The following is a 19,006-nucleotide window of genomic DNA, read 5'->3' on the forward strand; positions in this document are numbered from 1 at the left end:
TGTTAAACATTTATATTTATCTAAATGGTGGGGAGGTTTTTGGTGTTAAAAAAAGGTTAAGGTTTAGGGGTGTGCTAAACCTAAAATTCGTATGATTCGTTTATCTTTCCGGTAATGTCACGGATTTCGGCTGTTGCCTCTTCAAGGTGGAAGATTGCAAGTTTAAATCCGGTTTCATCGTTGTAGATTCCCTGTAGGAATTCGTTTCCTGCAACAATGCTTTCTCCAAATGCATAGTCCTCTTCAAAGACAGCCTTTCCGTAGTATCTCAGGAAATCTGTTTCAACAAGGGCAACGATTTCAACATATGGGTTTTTGGTCATCTGTTTGTAGACGTCCTTAAAATCCCCAACTCCGAAATAGAGCTTGCCATCCTTTAAGAGGTGAAATCCTAAAGGTCTGTTTTTCGGTTTGTCTCCGTCAACTGTTGCCAGGAAAAATACTTTCGCTTCATTTAAAAATTCATCTATTCTTTCTGCACCTTCTAATGCCATAGTATCACCTTTCATTTTGTTATATAATAATATTATATTATATGTATATATTATAGTCTTTTGATTCAAATGGGATTTTTCCAGTTTTTAGTAAATTATTATAAACAGTTCGGATAAACTTAATTTCATGAAAATTAAATGGATATGTTTGATAGGTTTTGTTTTTTTATTCGTCTCCATGGCATGTGTCAGTGCAGAGGACAACGCCACTGCTGTTGAAATGCCTCAGGAGGACGTGATTGAAGAATCACCGGCTATTGTCGATGATATCAATGTAACGTTTGATGAACAGATGTGGGAAGAGAATTTAACCGACATCGATGTGGAGCTGCCGGAAGAGGCCAGCGGAGATTTCTCAATTAAAATAAATGATGAGGTGATCTATAACGAGACAATCACCAACCATTCATTTAAGGTTCCGATAAAGCTTCCAAAGGATAAGTTCATTTATATTGCAAATATGTTTCCTCCAATGGACATGAAGGTCTATAAGGTATCTGCATTCTACAATGGCATTGACCTGAACCTCAACGGAACCCTGAAGATAATGAGATATCCTCCGGATTATGATTTCATGCATTTCCCGGATGAAATTCTTCGTTCAAACGAAAATCCTCCTCTGTTGATTTTTCCAAGATCCGCCAACGGTACAGTGGAGTTTTATATTGACGACAGACTCATCAACAGGACAACTGCAAGGCCTGTTTTCTATTGGGAAAACAATCCATTTTCAAATCTGGCCTTGGGAAAACATACGCTCAGAGTTTCATATCTTGGGGACAGCTACTACAGGCCTTTCAACAGGACATTCAATTTCACTGTGACAAACGTTCTCATAAGCATTCCTAAGACAGTCAATATCAGCCATGATGACTGCATCTCAGTTCAGGCTGCAACAACATATCCTGGAACCGTCAAAATCTATATCGACGGTAAGCTAATCAAATCAGCAAAGGCCTACAATGGGGAATTCCTGATGTCCCTTGAGGGCTACATCAAATACACCAACCATGAAATCAAGGTGACTTATGAAGGAAAAAACTTCTCAAGAAACAAGACATGTCATGTCAACATGGTATATGACTTTGATGTGTGGCCTATGATGTTCACATATGGCGACAACAACTCAATAGAGGTCATGCTGCCGGATACATTAAACAACAAGCTTCTTACAATAACAATAAACGGCACAGAATATTCATTCAAGCGTGAGGAAAACATCGCCAACAACCTCGTTGAAGTTGACATCTCCAAGCTTGATGCAGGAAATTACTCAATGTGCGTATCATTTGAAGGTGATGACACATTCTATGCATTGAACAGGACATATAATTTCACCGTAGATTACGGTTTCCACATTCCGTTTGATGTCGAATACATGGATTCATCAAAAGTCTCCCTAAGACTTCCAAGTGATGCAACCGGTGATTTGATGATTTACGTTAACGGCAAGCTCTTCAAGTCAGCCAAACTCAATAATGGACATGCTGAAATTCGCATAAGCTCACTTGAACCTAATGAATATGACATCTGCATCAGATATAGTGGTGATGACTATAATGTCTCTGAGGTCAATGAATCAGTTATTGTGCTTCCTAAAATCAGCCTGACATACAGATTCACTGCAGGCGAGGACAAATACGTCACAGTACAGGTTCCAAAGACCACCAATGGTTATGTCGTGTTTGAAATCAACGGCAAATCCCATAAGGTCAATATCAAAGATGGAATTGCAAAACTTTCACTCAAAAACCTGAATGCCGGAGAGCATGAAATATACATTGACTACTACGGAGCAAACGGATTTGAAGATTTCTCAAACTGGAGGGTCGTGACAGTTTCAAAGGCAAAAATCAAGCTGCTTTCAGCCCAGTCAACATTCAAAGGCGTCAACGCCAAAGTGAAACTTCTGACAAAAGACGGCAAGGCATTTGCATCAAAAACCGTAACAGTAAAATTCAATGGCAAGACATTCAAGATCAAGACAAATAAGAACGGAATTTTTACATTCAAGAAGTCAATGAATCTCAAAAAGAATAAATATACATTGACAGTCACTTATATGGGTGCAAAATTAACCAAAAAGCTGACTGTAAAGCACATATTGAAACTTCAGAAGGCAAATGTCAAAAAATCAGCCAAAAAGCTCATCATCAAGGCAACCTTGGCTAAGGTCAACGGAAAATACCTTAAGGGCAAAAAAGTCACCCTTAAATTCAAGGGCAAAAAATACGTTGCCAAAACCAACAAGAAGGGTGTAGCCAAATTCACCATCAAGAAAAATGTGCTTAAAAAGCTCAAAGCAGGCAAAAAAGTGACCTATCAGGCAACCTACCTTAAGGACACCGTTGAATGCACTGTTAAAGTCAAAAAATAGGGATTAATTTCCTTATTTCCTTTTTTTTATTAAAGTTTATTTATTTTCAAAGACAAACTATCATCAATGACCAAATATATCCGAAAGAACAAAAGCTCATATAATGTAGTCAAAAGTTCAAGAAACTATGGTAAATTCCAGAATTTGGATGATGCAACCTTTATAAGGGACTTGCTGATTGAAAATGACTGGAATCCTGATTTGATTAATCAGACATATGAGGTGAACGGCCAGTATATTGTTTTGGGAGTCCTTGATGAAAAAATTCAGATTTTGGCAAAATGCAATGAAAAGCCATCACAAAATGCAATCGATGAGCTGGTCAAAAGGAAAAAAAGAAACCCCAACAACTCCAGATATGGCCTCAACATCACAAGGGTCTTTGACACATTCATCATCAAAAAGCGGATTGCAAGTGATGACTATATCTTCGGATATTACGACAGGCTTGAAGATGCCGAATTCGTCAGAAACCACCTTCTCGACAATCAGTGGAACGTTAACAGCTTTTCTCAAATCCAGTATGATGAAGACATGGACAATTTCCGGGTGGTGGAAGTAATTGACGATAAGGTCTACGTCCTTGGCTCATTTGGAGATGAAAACGCCATAGATTTGGATGAGGTCCGCAAGGAATTCTTAAACAAAATAACAAAGCATAAGTTGGGCCTTGCACAGCACCCAAGCCTTGATGAGCTGAAAGATAGCATCCCTGAATTGGAAGAGAGATTCAACATAAAAGCGCAGGATGACGTGTGGGACTTCAAAAACACCCAGGACCCATTGAACGACATCATTTTCAACCTGACCCCATTTCAGAAAAGCGTCTATGATGCGGTCGACAATTCAACAGTTGAAGATATTGAAAAGTCACTCGTAAGGTTCCGCTCAGGTAATTTCACACAGAAAATCCAGAAAAACCTTGATGAGCTTGAAAAGAAGGGACTTGTCACAAAAAATCAAAATCATTATATTAAACAAAATCAATAAATTATCATTGTATTTGTTAATCAAATACGAAAGTTCTTTTTTGGTTTGAACTTTAATAGGGGAGATTTCCGACTCCCCTTTTAAAAATTATTCTCTGTCGCTTAACAGTTTGCCGCCGGCACCGATGTCATTAGGATTGAATCCGGTAACCAGTACTGTTATTGTTTCAATAGGCAAGCCATATGCGTCAGCCACTATTTCAGATACTTTTTCAACCATTTCTCGTTTTTTCTCAATACTTATTCCATTATTTCCGGCAATTTGAATTACTGGCATGTTATCACCAATCTAATATATTACTTATTTCAAATAAATATCTTATTGGAAAGGATTTGATATTATGCTCGGTGAAGAGGAACTCATTAAACTGTTTCCGGACTTTGCGGATTTGGTCCAGCCGTCCGGAATTGACTTGGAATTGGACAAGATTTATGTGCAGAAAAGTGCAGGCTCTCTAATTGATAATGAAAAGGTTTTGCCTGAAATTGAAGAGCTTGAAGGCGACATCTATACTTTAAAGCCACATACTGCATACCTTGCAAGCATCAAAAGGAAAGTCAAAATTCCGAAAGGATATACAATGCTGTATCTGCCCCGATCAACACTCCTGAGGTCCTTTATCTCAGTGCAGACTGCAGTGGGGGACCCGGGATTTTACGGAACACTGATGTTCATGATATACAATCATGGGGAATTCGAATACAAAATCAAATCAGGCGACAGGATTGCCCAGGCAGTAGTGTTCTCTGTTGAAGGATCAGGAGAGTACAACGGCTCATACCTGGAGGCGGAAGAGTGAATGTTGCCGGCAAAATAGTTGAAATCCTTGAAGAAGAGGGAATTCTAGATGTTTTTGGAATTCCCGGTGAGCAGATAATGCCTCTTTATGAGGCCATGTCCAAAAGCAACATCAATCATGTCCTCACAAGGCACGAGCAGGGAGCTGCCACAGCCGCTGACGGCTATGCAAGGTCAAGCGGAAAAATCGGGGTGTGCATCACAACAGCATCACCCGGTGCCCTCAACACCACAATGCCTTTGGCAACAGCATTCAAGGACAACCTGCCATTATTGGTGTTGACAGGGGACAATGAGCTTAAATATCGTGGAAGCGACCAGTTCCAAACAACTCCTCAAGTCGAAATGTTCAGACACATCACACGAGCATCCTACAATCCATTGAACGGAACCGAAGCGATGTATATGCTCAGGGCTTCAATATATGAGCTTAAGAACTTCCCGAAAGGCCCTATTCATATTAACCTGTCAAAGGATGTCCTTCTGCAGGAGGATTTTGATGACTTTGACCTGTGCTATCTCTGCGAAGATGACATGTCCAATATGGCGGGGGCACAGGATCTGATTGACAAGGCCAAAAGGCCGCTTTTCATATTGGGTGCAGGGGCAATAAGCGAAGCTCAAAACATTGAAAGGATTGCAAATGAATATCAGATACCTGTTACAACCACATTTCATGGAAAAGGCACCGTTCCGGATGACAATCCTTTGAACCTGGGATTGTGCGGGATACGTGACACTGAAAGGGCAAGATATGCACTTGAAAACTCAGACTGCATTATCGGATTGGGCATCAAGGCGAGTGAAAGGACACTGCCGGAAATTCCGGACAATTTTATTCACGTAAACATCAACAGGGATGTTTTGGTTGGAGATTATCCTATTCATGGAAAGGTGGCTGATTTCATCGCCAAGGCCAAATTCAGGCCTGCCGATTGGATGGATGAGCTCTTAGAAATTGACGGCTCTTATCATATTGAAGGCCTTGACAGTGACTTGAAGCCACAGGCAGCCATAAAAAGGATACTGGAAAGATTTCCGGATAATATTGTCGCTTCAGATGCGGGATCCCACACCACATGGACCACACTTTTAAAGAAATCCCAAAAGCCAAGGCAATTGCTCTTTTCAGGTGCAATGGCTCCTATGGGCTATGGGCTTCCTGCTGCGATAGGTGCTTCAGTAGCGACAGGCGAAAAGGTGATTGTCATAAACGGCGATGGGGACTTTCAGATGAACATTCAAGAGCTTGCAACACTTAAGCAAGAGGATTTGGATGTTATCGTATTCATTTTAAACAATTCAGAGTTTGGCATCATCAGGCAATGGCAGGAATCATTTTATGATATGAATCCTTACCAGATTCAATTGGAAAATCCCGATTTCATTAAACTGGCTTCAAGCTATGGAATCGATGCGGTAAGGGTTGATAATCTGGATGACTTAAATCTCATACTGGATAAGGAACTGACAGGACCTCTTGTTGTTGAGGTTATCGTGGAACGGGAGGACATTCCTCTTCCGCCTAAATGAATTTTTTCACATATTCCTTAACAATTTCATGAATGTTGTCGGTTTTGCCTAGGGGTGCTAGATAATATTCCCCATTTTCTTCATAAATTATTCCGACAGGTGCGATTTCAGCGGAAGTTACCCTGTCTTTGAATATTGTCATGGTGGTTTTAAAGACAAATGTAAATCCATAGGCCTCTTTGAATTCATAATCGATGTCATATTCAAATTCAAAAAACTCTTCAATATCATTTAAAATGCTATCGCTCATCGAGAACACCTCTTATGAAAATTCTAACGTCTTTTTTTGAAATCAGCCTAATTGTTGGAACTATAAGCTTTAACGGATAGATTTCAAATTCATTGATGCCGCATCCGTCAAGGACATATCCGTTGAATGACGGTTCTGCACTCAATTGCAGCTTTTCATGCATCGGATTTACTGTTGCAAGAATCGCCCAGATGATTCCGATGTATTTTCCGGTATCTGCATAACTGCTCATGCCAAAAATCAGATGGTTTTTAAGCTGCTTGATTTTGATGATGCCTAATACGGATTTCAGATAAATCTTAAAGTCATCAAAGCAGGGTTTTGCCAGGTTAAAGAGTTTTATAATGTCCCTTTGCTTTTCTTCTTCGTCTTCATCATCTTCGTCTTCATCCTTATCTTGTGATGGAAAATGACGTGTATAGATTTTGATTTTTTTAAAAATAAGTATTTTTAAACATCCTTTGATTTCACTGCCCTTTTTGGTGTATTCAAAAGATATCTTTATTCCTATAAGGAGTAAAAAAATGATAAATAAGATGATTATTAGGATAATCATCAAAAGGATGTTTAACATGTAGAGTCCTATTCTTCTTTTTCTTCAGTTGTGCTGAATTCAGGTTCTATGTATTCGGATTCATCGTAGTATTCGTCAGGCTGTTGTGAATCCATATAATTTTTTATAAGGTCACTAATGACTAATGCAATGTCTGATATTGCCTTGTTTGCTTCTGATCCTTTGGTTAAATTGAGCACACGAACTCCTTCGGAATCATTTCCTTTTTTAGGTATCATTACCATGGATATAGGTTCCACTCCGGCACCTGCGCCCACTGCGCCATTGCCTTCATTTCCGATTAGGTTTTCTCCAGCTCCAAATCCTGCTCCCATTCTTACTACTGGAATTAGGATCTTATCTTCGGTTTCTATCGGGTCGCCGATTACATTTTCAACATTGACCAATTTACGTAATTCTTCAACTGTAGTTTTAATATTATTTGACATAGTCTTCACATCCTATTGTTGTTTATACATTTTGTTTTTGTTTGTTAAATAAGTTTAGTTTTGATGTGAAGTAATACTTTTTTTAGATATAAAACATAAGTTTCAAGTGTAAGTTTTTAGTTATAAGTGATTTTCGAGAGGTGCATTTCATGTGTAAGTTTTTAGTTATATCTTCTAACACACAAGATGTAGACATCCATTTCAAGTGTAACTTTTAACTTATAAGTTCTAACACACAAGGTGCAGACATCCATTTCAAGTGTAACTTTTAACTTATAACTTATTAGAAAAATTCTGATGTAAAAAATATATTACTTATAACTTATCATGAAATTGACAAAAGGACTTATAACTTATACTATGTAAAAAATATATTACATAAGTCAGGATAAAAAAAGAAAAAAGAGAATCATAAGTATGATTCTGCAATTGATGCAACACCTGCACCAGCATCGTCGGTTACGCCTAAACCTTTCAGGGTCATACCGATTGCTGCAAATGTTTGAGTTAATTCCTTGTATGAGACGTTACCCATATGTCCGATTCTGAAGATGTTTCCTTTCAGGTGGTCTTGTCCACCAGCAAGTTCAACACCATACTTGTCACGGGTTGTTCCTCTGAAATCAGCATCAGTAATTCCTTCAGGCATTTTTACAGCAGTCACTGTTGCGGATGAAACAGCTTCATCAGCAAATAATTCTAATCCTAATGCTTTAACAGCAGCTACGCTTGCTTTAGCAGCTTTGTGGTGACGTGCAATTCTGGCATCAAGTCCTTCTTCCATAACCATTTTCAAAGCTTCATTCATTGCATATGTAAGTGAAACTGATGGGGTGTATGGGGTTTCAGGAACAGCTTTGTCTCCGCTTTTACGTGCAGCTTTTAAGTCTAAATAGAAAGTATTGGTTTTGACGTTGTCAACTGCAGCCCATGCATCGTCACTTAATGTGATTGCAGCCATGCCAGGTGGTGCAGCCAAACATTTTTGTGATCCGGTGAAACAGACGTCGATTCCGAACTTTTCAACATTCACTTCGTCTCCTGCAAGGGAGGATACGGTATCAACGATGTATAAAGCGTCATAGTTTTTCATGACCTTACCGATTTCTTCGATTGGTGCAGCCACACCGGTTGAAGTTTCATTGTGAACTACGGTTACTGCTTTGATTTCTTCGTCTTCGTCAAGAGCTTCAGCAATAAGTTTAGGGTCTACAGCGGTTCCCCATTCAACTTCAAGTTCTTTAGCTTCAATTCCGTGAGTCTGTGAGATTTTCATGAGACGTTCACCGAATTTTCCGCCGACGACATTCAATATTTTTTCTCCAGGAGCTACTGTATTTGCAACACCTGCTTCCATTGCTGCAGTTCCAGATCCAGTTAATAGATAAGATTTATTTGGGGTTTGGAAAACTTTACTCATTAATTCAGTGGTTTCAGTTAAAATTTCTCCATATTTTGCTCCTCTGTGGTTTACAACAGCCTGTGACATTGCACTGAGTACTCTAGGGTGCACTGTTGTAGGTCCTGGAAGCATTAATAAGATATCATTCATTAAAATTTCCTCCATAAGTAGCTTTCATAAAGCTAATTTATATCTTTAATTTTTATACTTATTAAATATTTTTAATATGATGATTATTCAATTTTCATAACATTTTAATATTTATTTCTGTGCTATGTTTAAATTCCTATATTGATTTTCGGAAGGTGTTTAAATATAATTTTGTATATATAATATATTATGCAATTGAACGGGCAAGAGATGACAGTAAAGAGGGCATTATCCTTTACATTGGGACTATTCATAATGGCATTCGGAGTTTCATTTTCAATCGTATCGACTCTTGGAACAACACCAATAAGCTCCATTGCCTATGCGCTGGTGCTGATTACTAATATTGACATTGGAATAACCACATTTGTCTTCAATGCGGCACTGATTCTTGTCCAGTTCCTGATTCTTCGCTCAAGATTTCACAAAAAGAGGCTGCTTCAGCTCATCAACTGCATCGTATTCGGATACTTCAACACCGTGACCCTGGCGGTCGTTTCACAGATTCCATTTGACGGATCAGTCCTGATGATGGCAGTGTATCTGATTTTAAGCATATTTCTGATAGCTTTCGGGATATTCGTCTACATGCCCGCCAACATCGCTCCGCTTCCGGGTGAAGGATGCGTTGAGGCAATCGCCATCGTTACCGGCTGGAGGTTTTCAACCGTTAAGATATGCTTTGATGCAACAATGGTTGCAATAGCGCTTGTGATGTGTGCCCTGTGGTATACAAACGTTTTTGGGGCGGTCAATGTCGGAACGCTAATTTCAGCCTTCATGGTGGGTTTCACCTTAAGGCAAATCAACAATCTGTATGCTCATATAACCGGCAAGTCAGTCAATGTTGTCCATGAATGATTTGCTGTTCTTCCACTTTGCTTTTTTGACAAATTATTTAACAAATTAAAATCTTAATATATATTATAGTGAGGTTTAAACATGGAATTTGGACTTTGGGAAAAATATTATACTGAAATTCTTGATGATTTTGGGTTTTCACGTGAAAACGATGAGGAATCCGCAAAGCTGCTGGATGAAATACTGTCAACTGAAGGATGCCTTACCCTGGAGGACTTGAAGGGATTTGTTGACTTTTCAGATAAATTCATCGTATTCGGTGCAGGTCCGTCCTTAAGAAAGCATGTGGAATTCTTGAAGGAAAACTGTGACTTGAAGGATTATGTATTGGTTGCCGCCGACGGAGCCACGACCGCTTTGATTGAGCAGAGGATTGCACCGGACATAGTTGCAACAGATCTGGACGGAAATCTTGACGATATTCTTCTGGCCAATTTCAGGGGTGCAAACATTGCAATCCACGCACACGGTGACAACATTGAAAAGATTGCAAGCCTGACACCATTCTTCACAAGCGTTCTCGGAACCACCCAGGCACAGCCTGTCGGAAACCTCTACAACTTCGGAGGATTTACTGACGGTGACAGGGCAATGTTTCTGGCGGTTGCACTGAATGCAGAGGAAATCATATTGGCAGGAATGGACTTTGGAGATGTAGTGACCAAATATTCAAGGCCGAATATCGAAACCGATACTGCAAAAGCCGATGACTTCAAAAAGAAGAAGCTGAAATATGCCGAGAAGTTCACCCAGTGGATAATCGACAATGAAAATGTCAAGATGACCAATTTATGTGATAAAAATCTTTTATAATAATAAAAATATAATATGATAACATGGGAATAGAAGATATTTTGATGGCTGATGAAAGTCTTTTTCAAGACATAAATGCTTTTGATCCGGATTATGTCCCTCAAAACTTCAATTACAGGGATACACAAATGGAGGCAATGGCAATAGCGATAAGACCTGCAATGAGAGGGGGCAAACCTTCAAATGCAGTTATTTTAGGCTCACCTGCAACAGGAAAGACCACATCAATGAGAAAAGTCTATGAGCTTGTTGAAAAGAACACTGAAAAGGTAGTATGCGTTTATATCAACTGCCAATTGCACACAACACGATTCGGAATCTTTTCCCAAATCCATAAAAAGATTTTCGGCCATGCCCCTCCCGAAACAGGAATTCCATTTTCAAGAGTCTATGACAAGATCATGAAGGACCTTCAGAAAAACAACAAGTCACTTGTGGTTGCATTGGATGATGTCAACTATCTGATTCAATCAAAAAATGCAAATAAGGTATTCTATGATTTGCTTAGGGCATATGAGGAATATCCTGGTGTGAGGACTTCTATTTTTGCAATAATGTCTGATTTGGAATTCAAGTATTCCTTTGACAAGAACGTGAATACAGTTTTCATTCCTCAGGAAATAGTATTCCCGTTATATACCTATTCTGAGATAGAGGATATATTAAGAGACCGTGTAAAGGCCGGATTTTTCCCTAATGTACTGCCTGATGACATACTTGAGCAGGTTGCAATGTACACCTTTGAGAATGGTGACCTGAGGGTCGGAATCAACCTTCTGAAGTCCTGCGGAAACATTGCTGAAGCCGATGCAAGCCGTGAAATAACTCAGGAACATTTTGACAAGGCAATTGAGTCTTTAGTGTCAGTCAATGTGTCTGAAACATTAAAAGGTCTGAATGATACTGAAAAGACCATTTTAAAAATGATTGCAGACAATGAAGGAATGTATTCCTCTGGTGAATTGGCTGAAAAGTATAAGGAAAAAACAGGTTCTAGCTATGCATCCTTTAACCGTGCAATCGATAAGCTGGAATTCGTAAGATTGATCGATACCAAATATACAGGAAAAGGGGTTAGGGGAAACTCTAGGGAAATTATATTGCGTTTTAACCCCGATGACTACGTCATATAGTTTTCCTGTATGTGGGAAATTAGTTTTTTGTTAACATTAGAGTATTTGCATGGTAGGCAATATAGTCTAATGAGCAACTAAAAAGGGTTTGGTATCGTGCTTCCAATTTAAACAATTGGAGCTTGAGCTGCTACAACTGAAATAACAGATAAAAGTAGTCCTGCTATAACTACAAGCACTACCATGCAAGATTGAATGTCTAAATTACTATATATAATTTCGTCTTTCATTGAACTTTTTTTTCTTAAGTCTACTTGAAGTGTGGTGTCTTTATTTCCTAACATTTTAATCACTAATTTAAAATTGTAAAAAGTACATATATAAGCAAAGAGTGAGAGCATTTGAAAAGAAATATATTTTTTACATTTATGGTGGAATCTTTATGAAAAAATATGAATATTTTGAAGCAACGGCCGATATTGGTCTAAGGGCATACGGAAATGACATTGAAGAGGCCTTTGAGAATGCAGGATTGGCTATTTTTAATATAATATCAGACACTTCAAATATCGCTCCTTCAATAGAAATAGAATTTGAAGTGACATCAGAGGACGAAGTGTCTCTTTTATATGACTATTTGGAGGAACTTCTGTTCTATCATGAAACTGAATTCATGCTATTCAGCCAGTTTCAAGTCAAAATAGATGAAGATCTCCATCTGAAAGCCAGAATCAAAGGCGAAGAAATCAATTGGGATAAGCACGAAAGAAAAACCGAAATAAAGGCAATAACCTTCCATAAGATGGCAGTCAAAAAAACCGACAGTGTCGAAGTTCAGGCCATTGTCGATTTGTAGCATTATCTCAAAATTGGATATTGATTCATTTAAAAAACTATTTTTTCATTGTCTATGTAGGGTATTATTTATATAATATCTGAAACATAGTGATAATCATGAAAAAAATCAAAATCATATCAAGAAATTTTGAAATGGTCATGGGGGCCATAGGCTCAATCATCGGAATATTCTCAGGATCATTTCTAATATTTTTGGGAAGTGTCGGACCGGCACATGCGCCATTTTTAGGCATTATTGCGATTTTGGCATCTGTCTTAGGTTTGGCTTCAACATATTACGTTAAAAAGAACGCTAATATGGCAGGTATAGGATTCCTCATTGCCACAATGTTTGTCATTGTAGGGTCTGACTACATCAATGTGATAAGTGCGATATTTTTGCTAGTTGCCGGCGTTTCAGCATTATTCAGAAATTAACTCCAGTTTACCAAAACCTTATTTAAACACCACAGATATATATTAAACCATAATATTTTTGTGATACTATGAGCATTAAAGATGAAATTAAAAAAGTTAGAGATAACGTTTATGAAATCCCTGGCTCCTATAACAAATCTATGAGGGCATCAGGGAGATTTTACATAGCAGACGAATATATCGACGATTTGGAGGAAGGGGCCATTGAACAGATTGTCAATGTGGCATGCCTTCCGGGTGTCCAAAGATACTCAATCGGCCTTCCGGACATCCATTTCGGATACGGATTTCCTATTGGGGGTGTGGCAGCATTCTCCCTAAGGAACGGTATCGTATCTCCGGGAGGTGTGGGATTTGACATCAACTGTGGAGTCAGGATGATAAAATCAAATTTGACCCTTGATGATGTCGAAGACAAGCTTGATGAATTGACAGAAAAGCTCTTTGAAAACATACCTTCAGGTGTTGGAAGCAAAGGCAAAATCACCCTCGGTAAGGATGAAATCAACGACGTGCTTGACTACGGAGCGGAATGGGCTGTCAAAAACGGCTTCGGATGGGAAGAAGATTTGGAAGTCCTTGAAGAAAACGGCAGAATGATCGATGCAGACTCAAGCATCGTATCTGACAAGGCTAAAAAAAGAGGAATTCCTCAATTAGGATCTCTCGGTTCAGGCAATCACTTTTTGGAAGTTCAAATCGTTGATGAAATTTATAATGAAGAGGTTGCTGAGGTTTATGGCCTTAAAGAGGGAATGATTGTAGTCATGATTCACACAGGCTCAAGAGGCTGCGGACATCAGATATGCTCCGATTATTTGAGAGTAATGGACAAGGCCTACAAAAAATACAAAATCAACATTTCAGACAGGCAATTGGCCTGTGCGCCGCTGGATTCAAAAGAAGCTCAGGATTATATCCAGGCAATGGCTGCCGCTGCAAATTATGCATGGGCAAATCGTCAAATGATTACTCACTGGGTAAGGGAAACCTTCAATGAGGTCTTTGGCAAATCCGCTAAAGAGATGGAAATGAACATTGTCTATGATGTTGCTCACAATATTGCCAAAATGGAAACTCACAAAGTCTATAATCGTGTAGAAGAACTTTTGGTTCACAGAAAAGGTGCAACAAGAGCCTTTGGCCCTGGAAATGAGGAAGTTCCTGAAAAATATAGGGAAGTCGGCCAGCCTGTACTGATTCCAGGTACAATGGGAACCGCTTCATATGTATTGTGCGGAACCGAAACAGCAATGGAGGAGACTTTCGGATCCACTGCTCACGGTGCCGGCAGAATCCTTTCCCGTTCAAAAGCCAAAAAGGATTTCAACGCTGATGAGATTACAGACGATTTGGCAGCAAGAGGAATCAAGGTAAAAGCCACAAGCAAACATGTGCTTGAGGAAGAGGCTCCTGGGGCATATAAGGATGTTGACAGTGTGGTTCGAGTGTCTGACAGTACAGGAATTGCAAAGTTAGTTGCAAAGGTTAAACCATTATCTGTTTGTAAAGGATGATTAAATTGATAGGCATAATTGGGGGAAGTGGGGTATATGAGATTACCCAAAAAGCTGATTCTTGCACCGAAAAATTAGTCCATACAGACTATGGTGATGTGGAAGTGTCCATGCTGGAGATGTTCGGCAAGAAGGTTGCATTCATACCAAGGCATGCCTCCGGCCATTCAATACCTCCCCATAAGATCAACTTCAGGGCAAATATTGATGCCCTTAAAAATGTCGGTGTCACAAAAATAATAGCCACTAACTCTGTGGGCTCAATGAATGAGGATATGCCTCCAGGTTCATTTGTCATCCCTGATGATTTTCTTGATTTCTCACAGGACAGGGTAAAGACATTCTATGAGGATAAGGTGGTTCATATAGATGTAACCGAAGCTTATTGTCCAAGTTTAAGGGATGTTTTGGCAAAATCAGGCGATGTCATCCTTGGCGGAACCTATGTCTGCACTGAAGGCCCTAGATTTGAGACTCCTGCTGAGATTAAAATGTTCAAGATGCTTGGAGGGGACTTGGTCGGAATGACTGGCGTTCCTGAAGTTACCTTAGCCCGTGAAAGGGAAATCTGCTACAATTCCATATGCATAGTATCCAATTACGCTTCAGGAATATCTCCGGATGAGTTGACCATCGATGAAGTTTTCGAAATGGTTGCAAAAAAAGAGGCTGAGCTACTTGAGCTGATATACAATTTCATAAGAAATGTGGATGACGGCGCAGATTGCATGTGCAATCATGCATTGGATGGTGCCGAAGTATAATTATTATAATAATTGGTGGAGTGGTGAATTAGAATGCGTTTGGCTGTAGTGTCTTCTGACGGTGAAAATGTGGACCTTCACCTCGGCAGGGGAAAGTCAGTTTTCATCTACGATTATGAGGATGAATTGAGCTTTGTCGAGCGAAGAGACATTGAAATTGCTGATGATGCAAAGCATCAGGGTGGAAAGGTAATCAAAATCTGCAGCGATTGTGATGTTTTGATTGCAGTTCAGTATGGATTTAAATCAAAAATCAAGGCTGAAGATGCAGGAATCAAACTGGTCATGGATGAAGGACCGGTCGATGAAGTGCTCAAAAGATATATTGATCATGTCGAATTCATGAGGAAATAATATATTGTATACCATTTTCTGTCTATTGTAACATTTTCAAATATTTATTTTAAGAGCTTGATTTTAAATTTTAAGCTCGCATTTTCATCTTTCGTAAAAATTATTATTTTGGGATGAAAAGTTATTATTTTTATTTTTTTAAAATTTTTTCCGTATATGTGAAATTTCAATAATCTTTATATATCATGAATAAAATAAGTTATTATAACCTTTATGGGCGGGTTTTATAAATTAAAACTTAATTAAAAATATTTTCTTAAAATAACGTGAGAATAACTCACAATAGTCGAATAAACGATTGTAAATCTATACTTATTTGAAATCATTTTTACAGTTTAATTTAAGTAGTATACTTAATTTTGAGACTATTTATTAAATTTTAATGGCGAAACGCTATATTACAAAATATAAATATATAATAATTAAACGGTTGATATAATGGCAAAAGCAAAAGCAAGACGTAGAGTACGTGATACATGGAAAGAAAAGTCCTGGTACACTATCAAAACACCAGTGAACTTTGAAGACAAAGAAATTGGAGAAACTCCAGCTAAAGATCCAGAACTTCTCATTGGTAGAGGAGTAGAAGTTACTATGAGAGAATTAACCGGAGACTTCTCAAAACAATACATCAAACTCAGGTTTGAAATTGACAATGTTGCAGGTAATGTTGCAAACACCAAATTTACAGGTCACAAAACAACTACCGACTATGTAAGAAGTATGATCAGAAGAGGAACTTCCAGAATCGATGCTTCCGCAATAGTCAAAACCAAAGATGACCGCAAATTAAAATTACAAGTTTTAGCAGTAACCATCAGAAGAGCTAAATCTTCCCAACAAAGATTCATGAGAAAAACCATCGAAGATTTACTCGTTGAAGCAGCTGCTGAAAGATCATTTGATGAATTAGTGACTGTTTGTGTAAACGGTAAATTAGCATCTGAAATTTACCACAACGCTAAAAAAATCTACCCTCTCAAAAGAGTGGAAATCATCAAAAGTAAAGTAATCAAATAAGATTGCTTTTCTCTTCTTTTTTTTTAATTTTTTGTATACAATATTCTTTTTGTTTTAAATTTTCTATTGATTATGTCATTAATGCCAGTTATTTCAATAGTTATATTTTTCCTTCAGCAAGCAAATTCAATTTTTGTCATTGCTAACTGGATGATACTGCCTTTTTTTGCTTAGTTACTCATTTGATTTCCTTTAATAATTAAGTTATATGATTATTTTTTATTAAATTATTTATTACTGGACTGTGTAATCTATTTTCACATGTGATTATCACATTTTTTAACTGGTGCTGTTTTGTAGGATGCCGTTCTAATTAGGTTTAAATTATTAATATTTAGTTCGTTATTATTAGAACCATTGTTTTATATTTGTTTGTAGGGGATTTGGCTAATTTTAATTGAATATAAAAAAATTCATTTTTTAGCATTTTTGTAAAGTTTTTTAATAAAATTATGAATATAATTTAGAATTTTTGTATATTTATAGAATTATTTATGATTCAAGTTTTGTATTGTTTTTCATGTTTATTTTTTCTCTTTTTTATTTGAAATAAATTTAATTTAGGCATGACTAAATATTTTTTATTCATTTTTAATATATAATAATTATTTTATGTTTAATATCATAGTTATATTTATATTAATATATTCAGTATTTATTGTCCAACAATGGAAAAATTCTAAATTTTTTTTAAAAATCCATTAGTTAAAGTTTATATATTAGTAAATATCAAAATATATATCACGATAGACTCTCCCTGATATGATGAACGATCATATTAATAATATGGGAGGGGGTGAATTATGTCAAGAAAAAAGATTTTATTTATATGTTTAATTATATGTTGTCTTTTCTCACTGCAGGCCGTTGCGGCAGAAAGTGATGGAAACTCAACAGATCAGGTTGTTTTAACAACAGACAGTAATGTCTCTGCATATTCACTTCCTAACACAGATGATCCTCTGATGGCTGGAAATGATGCAGGAACATTTGAAGACTTGCAGAATGATTTGAGCCTTGGAGGGGACATAGTATTAACTAAAAATTATACTTTTAATAGTACTGACTCTGGCTTAGAAAACGGTATTTCTGTTCCAGATACAGTTAACAGTATAACTGGTATTGGAAATATAGTTATCGACGGTAGCCAGCAAGCTAGAATATTCAATATTCACAGCGGTCACAGTATAACCCTGACTGGAATTACATTTATTAATGCCAATGCTGATGGAAACGGAGGGTCTATAAATTCCGATGGTACATTAATAATCTCTGACTGTAATTTCATAAACAACACTGCTAGTGGTCATGGTGGTGCAATATACCTAGGATCCGGTGAAGGAGATACAGTTACCAACTGTAACTTTGAAGGCAATGTCGCTGGAAGAAATGGTGGTGCTATCGATTGGTATGCTGGTTCATCAAAAGGTATGATTGCAGGTTCCACTTTCACAGACAATACCGCTAAACGTTCAGGTGGTGCTGTACATTGGAGTGGTCACTATGGTACTATAAGAGATTCTAATTTCACTAACAATATTGCTACCGGTGAACTGATAAGTGAAATCGGTGGCATCGTTGGTGGTGGAGACGGTGGTGCTGTACTATGGGTAGGTAGTAATGGTACTGTCGACAATTGTGTATTTATTGATAACGTTGCTCAAAACCGTGGTGGAGCTATATTCCTACATGGTAACTCTACAGAAAACTGTACTAATACCACATTAAGTAAGTCCATCTTCATTAATAATACTGCTGATTTGAATGGTGGTGCTGTTGATTGGCAAGAAGGTGCTCATGATGGTAAAGTAATTTATTGTGATTTCACCAACAATACTGCAAGTAGTACAGGTGGTGCTATATACTGGAGTGGTCATAATGGTACAATACTACATTCCAACTTTACCAGCAATAAGGCATTAGGTACTGTTAATGGTACTGGACCAGATGGTTCTATTATTCTTGGTGGTAATGGTGGTGCAATTGTATGGAAAGGTGCTCAAGGTGATATTATAAACAGTACCTTTATGTTGAATAATGCTTCACGTAATGGTGGTGCTATCTTTATGCAAGCTGGTTCTAATAAAGATTGTAGTAACATTACTGTTGATGGTGGTACATTTATTGGTAACTATGCTGGTGTTAATGGTGGTGCATTAGATTGGTATGAAGGTGCTCATGATGCTGACCTCTATAATTCTGTATTTATTAACAATACTGCTGAGAGGTCTGGTGGTGCTGTGTACTGGTTTGGTCATGATGGTACTATTGTAAATTCCACATTTGAATATAATACTGCTAAAGGTAATGTTAATGCTACTGACTCTTATGGT

General features: G+C 37.8%; 20 protein-coding genes and 1 pseudogene. 14 read left to right on the forward strand and 7 right to left on the reverse strand.

Annotated features, from left to right (window positions below; all coding sequences use genetic code 11):
• Positions 1 to 80: 80 nt before the first annotated feature.
• Positions 81 to 494: a pyridoxamine 5'-phosphate oxidase family protein gene (locus tag ACJMML_RS03670; protein ID WP_405306024.1), complete on the reverse strand. Its 414-nt coding sequence runs from the start codon at positions 492 to 494 to the stop codon at positions 81 to 83.
• 127 nt (positions 495 to 621) lie between these two features.
• On the opposite strand from ACJMML_RS03670, the gene ACJMML_RS03675 reads away from it, so the two are divergent.
• Both ACJMML_RS03675 and ACJMML_RS03680 read left to right on the forward strand, forming a co-directional pair.
• Positions 622 to 2,871: a hypothetical protein gene (locus tag ACJMML_RS03675; protein WP_405306025.1), complete on the forward strand. Its 2,250-nt coding sequence runs from the start codon at positions 622 to 624 to the stop codon at positions 2,869 to 2,871.
• Positions 2,872 to 2,937: 66 nt separating this feature from the next.
• Positions 2,938 to 3,861 carry a hypothetical protein gene (locus tag ACJMML_RS03680; RefSeq protein ID WP_405306026.1) on the forward strand — a complete coding sequence of 308 codons (924 nt, stop codon included), beginning with the start codon at positions 2,938 to 2,940 and terminating at the stop codon, positions 3,859 to 3,861.
• Between the two features lie 87 nt (positions 3,862 to 3,948).
• Here the strand turns inward: ACJMML_RS03680 and dmpI are convergent, their stop codons facing one another.
• Positions 3,949 to 4,137: a 4-oxalocrotonate tautomerase DmpI gene (dmpI, locus tag ACJMML_RS03685; protein ID WP_405306027.1), complete on the reverse strand. Its 189-nt coding sequence runs from the start codon at positions 4,135 to 4,137 to the stop codon at positions 3,949 to 3,951.
• A 64-nt stretch (positions 4,138 to 4,201) separates the two neighbouring features.
• Between dmpI and ACJMML_RS03690 the strand changes: the two genes are divergently transcribed.
• Both ACJMML_RS03690 and ACJMML_RS03695 read left to right on the forward strand, forming a co-directional pair.
• On the forward strand, positions 4,202 to 4,660 hold the full coding sequence (locus ACJMML_RS03690) for a dCTP deaminase domain-containing protein (RefSeq protein ID WP_405306028.1): 459 nt from the start codon (positions 4,202 to 4,204) through the stop codon (positions 4,658 to 4,660).
• Positions 4,657 to 6,192 carry a thiamine pyrophosphate-binding protein gene (locus ACJMML_RS03695; protein WP_405306029.1) on the forward strand — a complete coding sequence of 512 codons (1,536 nt, stop codon included), beginning with the start codon at positions 4,657 to 4,659 and terminating at the stop codon, positions 6,190 to 6,192. The genes ACJMML_RS03690 and ACJMML_RS03695 overlap by 4 nt, the downstream gene beginning before the upstream one ends.
• Here the strand turns inward: ACJMML_RS03695 and ACJMML_RS03700 are convergent.
• The 4 genes from ACJMML_RS03700 to ACJMML_RS03715 all read right to left on the reverse strand — a co-directional run bounded on the left by ACJMML_RS03700 (position 6,185) and on the right by ACJMML_RS03715 (position 8,996).
• Positions 6,185 to 6,442: a hypothetical protein gene (locus ACJMML_RS03700; RefSeq protein WP_405306030.1), complete on the reverse strand. Its 258-nt coding sequence runs from the start codon at positions 6,440 to 6,442 to the stop codon at positions 6,185 to 6,187. The genes ACJMML_RS03695 and ACJMML_RS03700 overlap by 8 nt on opposite strands.
• A complete protein-coding gene (locus ACJMML_RS03705; RefSeq protein WP_405306031.1) occupies positions 6,432 to 7,016 on the reverse strand; it encodes a DUF2953 domain-containing protein in 585 nt (194 codons plus the stop codon). Before ACJMML_RS03705 ends, ACJMML_RS03700 begins: the two co-directional genes overlap by 11 nt.
• Positions 7,017 to 7,024: 8 nt before the next feature.
• On the reverse strand, positions 7,025 to 7,444 hold the full coding sequence (locus ACJMML_RS03710) for a GerW family sporulation protein (RefSeq protein WP_405306032.1): 420 nt from the start codon (positions 7,442 to 7,444) through the stop codon (positions 7,025 to 7,027).
• Between the two features lie 409 nt (positions 7,445 to 7,853).
• Positions 7,854 to 8,996 carry a pyridoxal-phosphate-dependent aminotransferase family protein gene (locus ACJMML_RS03715; protein WP_405306033.1) on the reverse strand — a complete coding sequence of 381 codons (1,143 nt, stop codon included), beginning with the start codon at positions 8,994 to 8,996 and terminating at the stop codon, positions 7,854 to 7,856.
• A gap of 210 nt (positions 8,997 to 9,206) precedes the next feature.
• Between ACJMML_RS03715 and ACJMML_RS03720 the strand changes: the two genes are divergently transcribed.
• The 3 genes from ACJMML_RS03720 (at position 9,207) to ACJMML_RS03730 (ending at position 11,803) form a co-directional block, all read left to right on the forward strand.
• Positions 9,207 to 9,857: a YitT family protein gene (locus ACJMML_RS03720; RefSeq protein WP_405306034.1), complete on the forward strand. Its 651-nt coding sequence runs from the start codon at positions 9,207 to 9,209 to the stop codon at positions 9,855 to 9,857.
• An 81-nt stretch (positions 9,858 to 9,938) separates the two neighbouring features.
• Positions 9,939 to 10,670, forward strand: coding sequence for a 6-hydroxymethylpterin diphosphokinase MptE-like protein (locus ACJMML_RS03725; protein WP_405306035.1), 732 nt, complete (start codon positions 9,939 to 9,941; stop codon positions 10,668 to 10,670).
• A 23-nt stretch (positions 10,671 to 10,693) separates the two neighbouring features.
• The gene (locus ACJMML_RS03730; RefSeq protein ID WP_405306036.1) at positions 10,694 to 11,803 is read left to right on the forward strand and encodes an ORC1-type DNA replication protein; all 1,110 of its coding nucleotides are present in this window, start codon (positions 10,694 to 10,696) and stop codon (positions 11,801 to 11,803) included.
• 107 nt (positions 11,804 to 11,910) lie between these two features.
• Here the strand turns inward: ACJMML_RS03730 and ACJMML_RS03735 are convergent, their stop codons facing one another.
• Positions 11,911 to 12,087, reverse strand: a complete 177-nt coding sequence (locus ACJMML_RS03735) for a hypothetical protein (RefSeq protein WP_405306037.1) — start codon at positions 12,085 to 12,087, stop codon at positions 11,911 to 11,913.
• A 98-nt stretch (positions 12,088 to 12,185) separates the two neighbouring features.
• Between ACJMML_RS03735 and ACJMML_RS03740 the strand changes: the two genes are divergently transcribed.
• From ACJMML_RS03740 to ACJMML_RS03770, 7 genes and pseudogenes are all read left to right on the forward strand, one after another.
• Positions 12,186 to 12,599, forward strand: a complete 414-nt coding sequence (locus ACJMML_RS03740) for an archease (RefSeq protein ID WP_405306038.1) — start codon at positions 12,186 to 12,188, stop codon at positions 12,597 to 12,599.
• 98 nt (positions 12,600 to 12,697) lie between these two features.
• On the forward strand, positions 12,698 to 13,018 hold the full coding sequence (locus ACJMML_RS03745) for a hypothetical protein (protein ID WP_405306039.1): 321 nt from the start codon (positions 12,698 to 12,700) through the stop codon (positions 13,016 to 13,018).
• Between the two features lie 68 nt (positions 13,019 to 13,086).
• Positions 13,087 to 14,535, forward strand: coding sequence for an RtcB family protein (locus ACJMML_RS03750; RefSeq protein WP_405306040.1), 1,449 nt, complete (start codon positions 13,087 to 13,089; stop codon positions 14,533 to 14,535).
• A 5-nt stretch (positions 14,536 to 14,540) separates the two neighbouring features.
• Positions 14,541 to 15,299 carry an S-methyl-5'-thioadenosine phosphorylase gene (gene mtnP, locus ACJMML_RS03755; protein ID WP_405306041.1) on the forward strand — a complete coding sequence of 253 codons (759 nt, stop codon included), beginning with the start codon at positions 14,541 to 14,543 and terminating at the stop codon, positions 15,297 to 15,299.
• 33 nt (positions 15,300 to 15,332) lie between these two features.
• Positions 15,333 to 15,653, forward strand: coding sequence for a NifB/NifX family molybdenum-iron cluster-binding protein (locus tag ACJMML_RS03760; RefSeq protein WP_405306042.1), 321 nt, complete (start codon positions 15,333 to 15,335; stop codon positions 15,651 to 15,653).
• Between the two features lie 438 nt (positions 15,654 to 16,091).
• Positions 16,092 to 16,673, forward strand: coding sequence for a 30S ribosomal protein S3ae (locus tag ACJMML_RS03765; protein WP_296785783.1), 582 nt, complete (start codon positions 16,092 to 16,094; stop codon positions 16,671 to 16,673).
• Between the two features lie 803 nt (positions 16,674 to 17,476).
• Positions 17,477 to 19,006: pseudogene (locus tag ACJMML_RS03770) on the forward strand (hypothetical protein); the annotation flags it as partial.

It is taken from the genome of Methanobrevibacter sp., assembly GCF_045130115.1.
Lineage (GTDB): Archaea > Methanobacteriota > Methanobacteria > Methanobacteriales > Methanobacteriaceae > Methanocatella.

Coding starts and splice junctions, on each gene's coding strand:
- ACJMML_RS03670 (WP_405306024.1), bottom strand. CDS start 494: ATGGCATTAGAAGGTGCAGAAAGAATAGATGAATTTTTAAATGAAGCG.
- ACJMML_RS03675 (WP_405306025.1), top strand. CDS start 622: ATGAAAATTAAATGGATATGTTTGATAGGTTTTGTTTTTTTATTCGTC.
- ACJMML_RS03680 (WP_405306026.1), top strand. CDS start 2,938: ATGACCAAATATATCCGAAAGAACAAAAGCTCATATAATGTAGTCAAA.
- dmpI (WP_405306027.1), bottom strand. CDS start 4,137: ATGCCAGTAATTCAAATTGCCGGAAATAATGGAATAAGTATTGAGAAA.
- ACJMML_RS03690 (WP_405306028.1), top strand. CDS start 4,202: ATGCTCGGTGAAGAGGAACTCATTAAACTGTTTCCGGACTTTGCGGAT.
- ACJMML_RS03700 (WP_405306030.1), bottom strand. CDS start 6,442: ATGAGCGATAGCATTTTAAATGATATTGAAGAGTTTTTTGAATTTGAA.
- ACJMML_RS03705 (WP_405306031.1), bottom strand. CDS start 7,016: ATGTTAAACATCCTTTTGATGATTATCCTAATAATCATCTTATTTATC.
- ACJMML_RS03710 (WP_405306032.1), bottom strand. CDS start 7,444: ATGTCAAATAATATTAAAACTACAGTTGAAGAATTACGTAAATTGGTC.
- ACJMML_RS03715 (WP_405306033.1), bottom strand. CDS start 8,996: ATGAATGATATCTTATTAATGCTTCCAGGACCTACAACAGTGCACCCT.
- ACJMML_RS03720 (WP_405306034.1), top strand. CDS start 9,207: ATGACAGTAAAGAGGGCATTATCCTTTACATTGGGACTATTCATAATG.
- ACJMML_RS03725 (WP_405306035.1), top strand. CDS start 9,939: ATGGAATTTGGACTTTGGGAAAAATATTATACTGAAATTCTTGATGAT.
- ACJMML_RS03730 (WP_405306036.1), top strand. CDS start 10,694: ATGGGAATAGAAGATATTTTGATGGCTGATGAAAGTCTTTTTCAAGAC.
- ACJMML_RS03735 (WP_405306037.1), bottom strand. CDS start 12,087: ATGTTAGGAAATAAAGACACCACACTTCAAGTAGACTTAAGAAAAAAA.
- ACJMML_RS03740 (WP_405306038.1), top strand. CDS start 12,186: ATGAAAAAATATGAATATTTTGAAGCAACGGCCGATATTGGTCTAAGG.
- ACJMML_RS03745 (WP_405306039.1), top strand. CDS start 12,698: ATGAAAAAAATCAAAATCATATCAAGAAATTTTGAAATGGTCATGGGG.
- ACJMML_RS03750 (WP_405306040.1), top strand. CDS start 13,087: ATGAGCATTAAAGATGAAATTAAAAAAGTTAGAGATAACGTTTATGAA.
- ACJMML_RS03760 (WP_405306042.1), top strand. CDS start 15,333: ATGCGTTTGGCTGTAGTGTCTTCTGACGGTGAAAATGTGGACCTTCAC.
- ACJMML_RS03765 (WP_296785783.1), top strand. CDS start 16,092: ATGGCAAAAGCAAAAGCAAGACGTAGAGTACGTGATACATGGAAAGAA.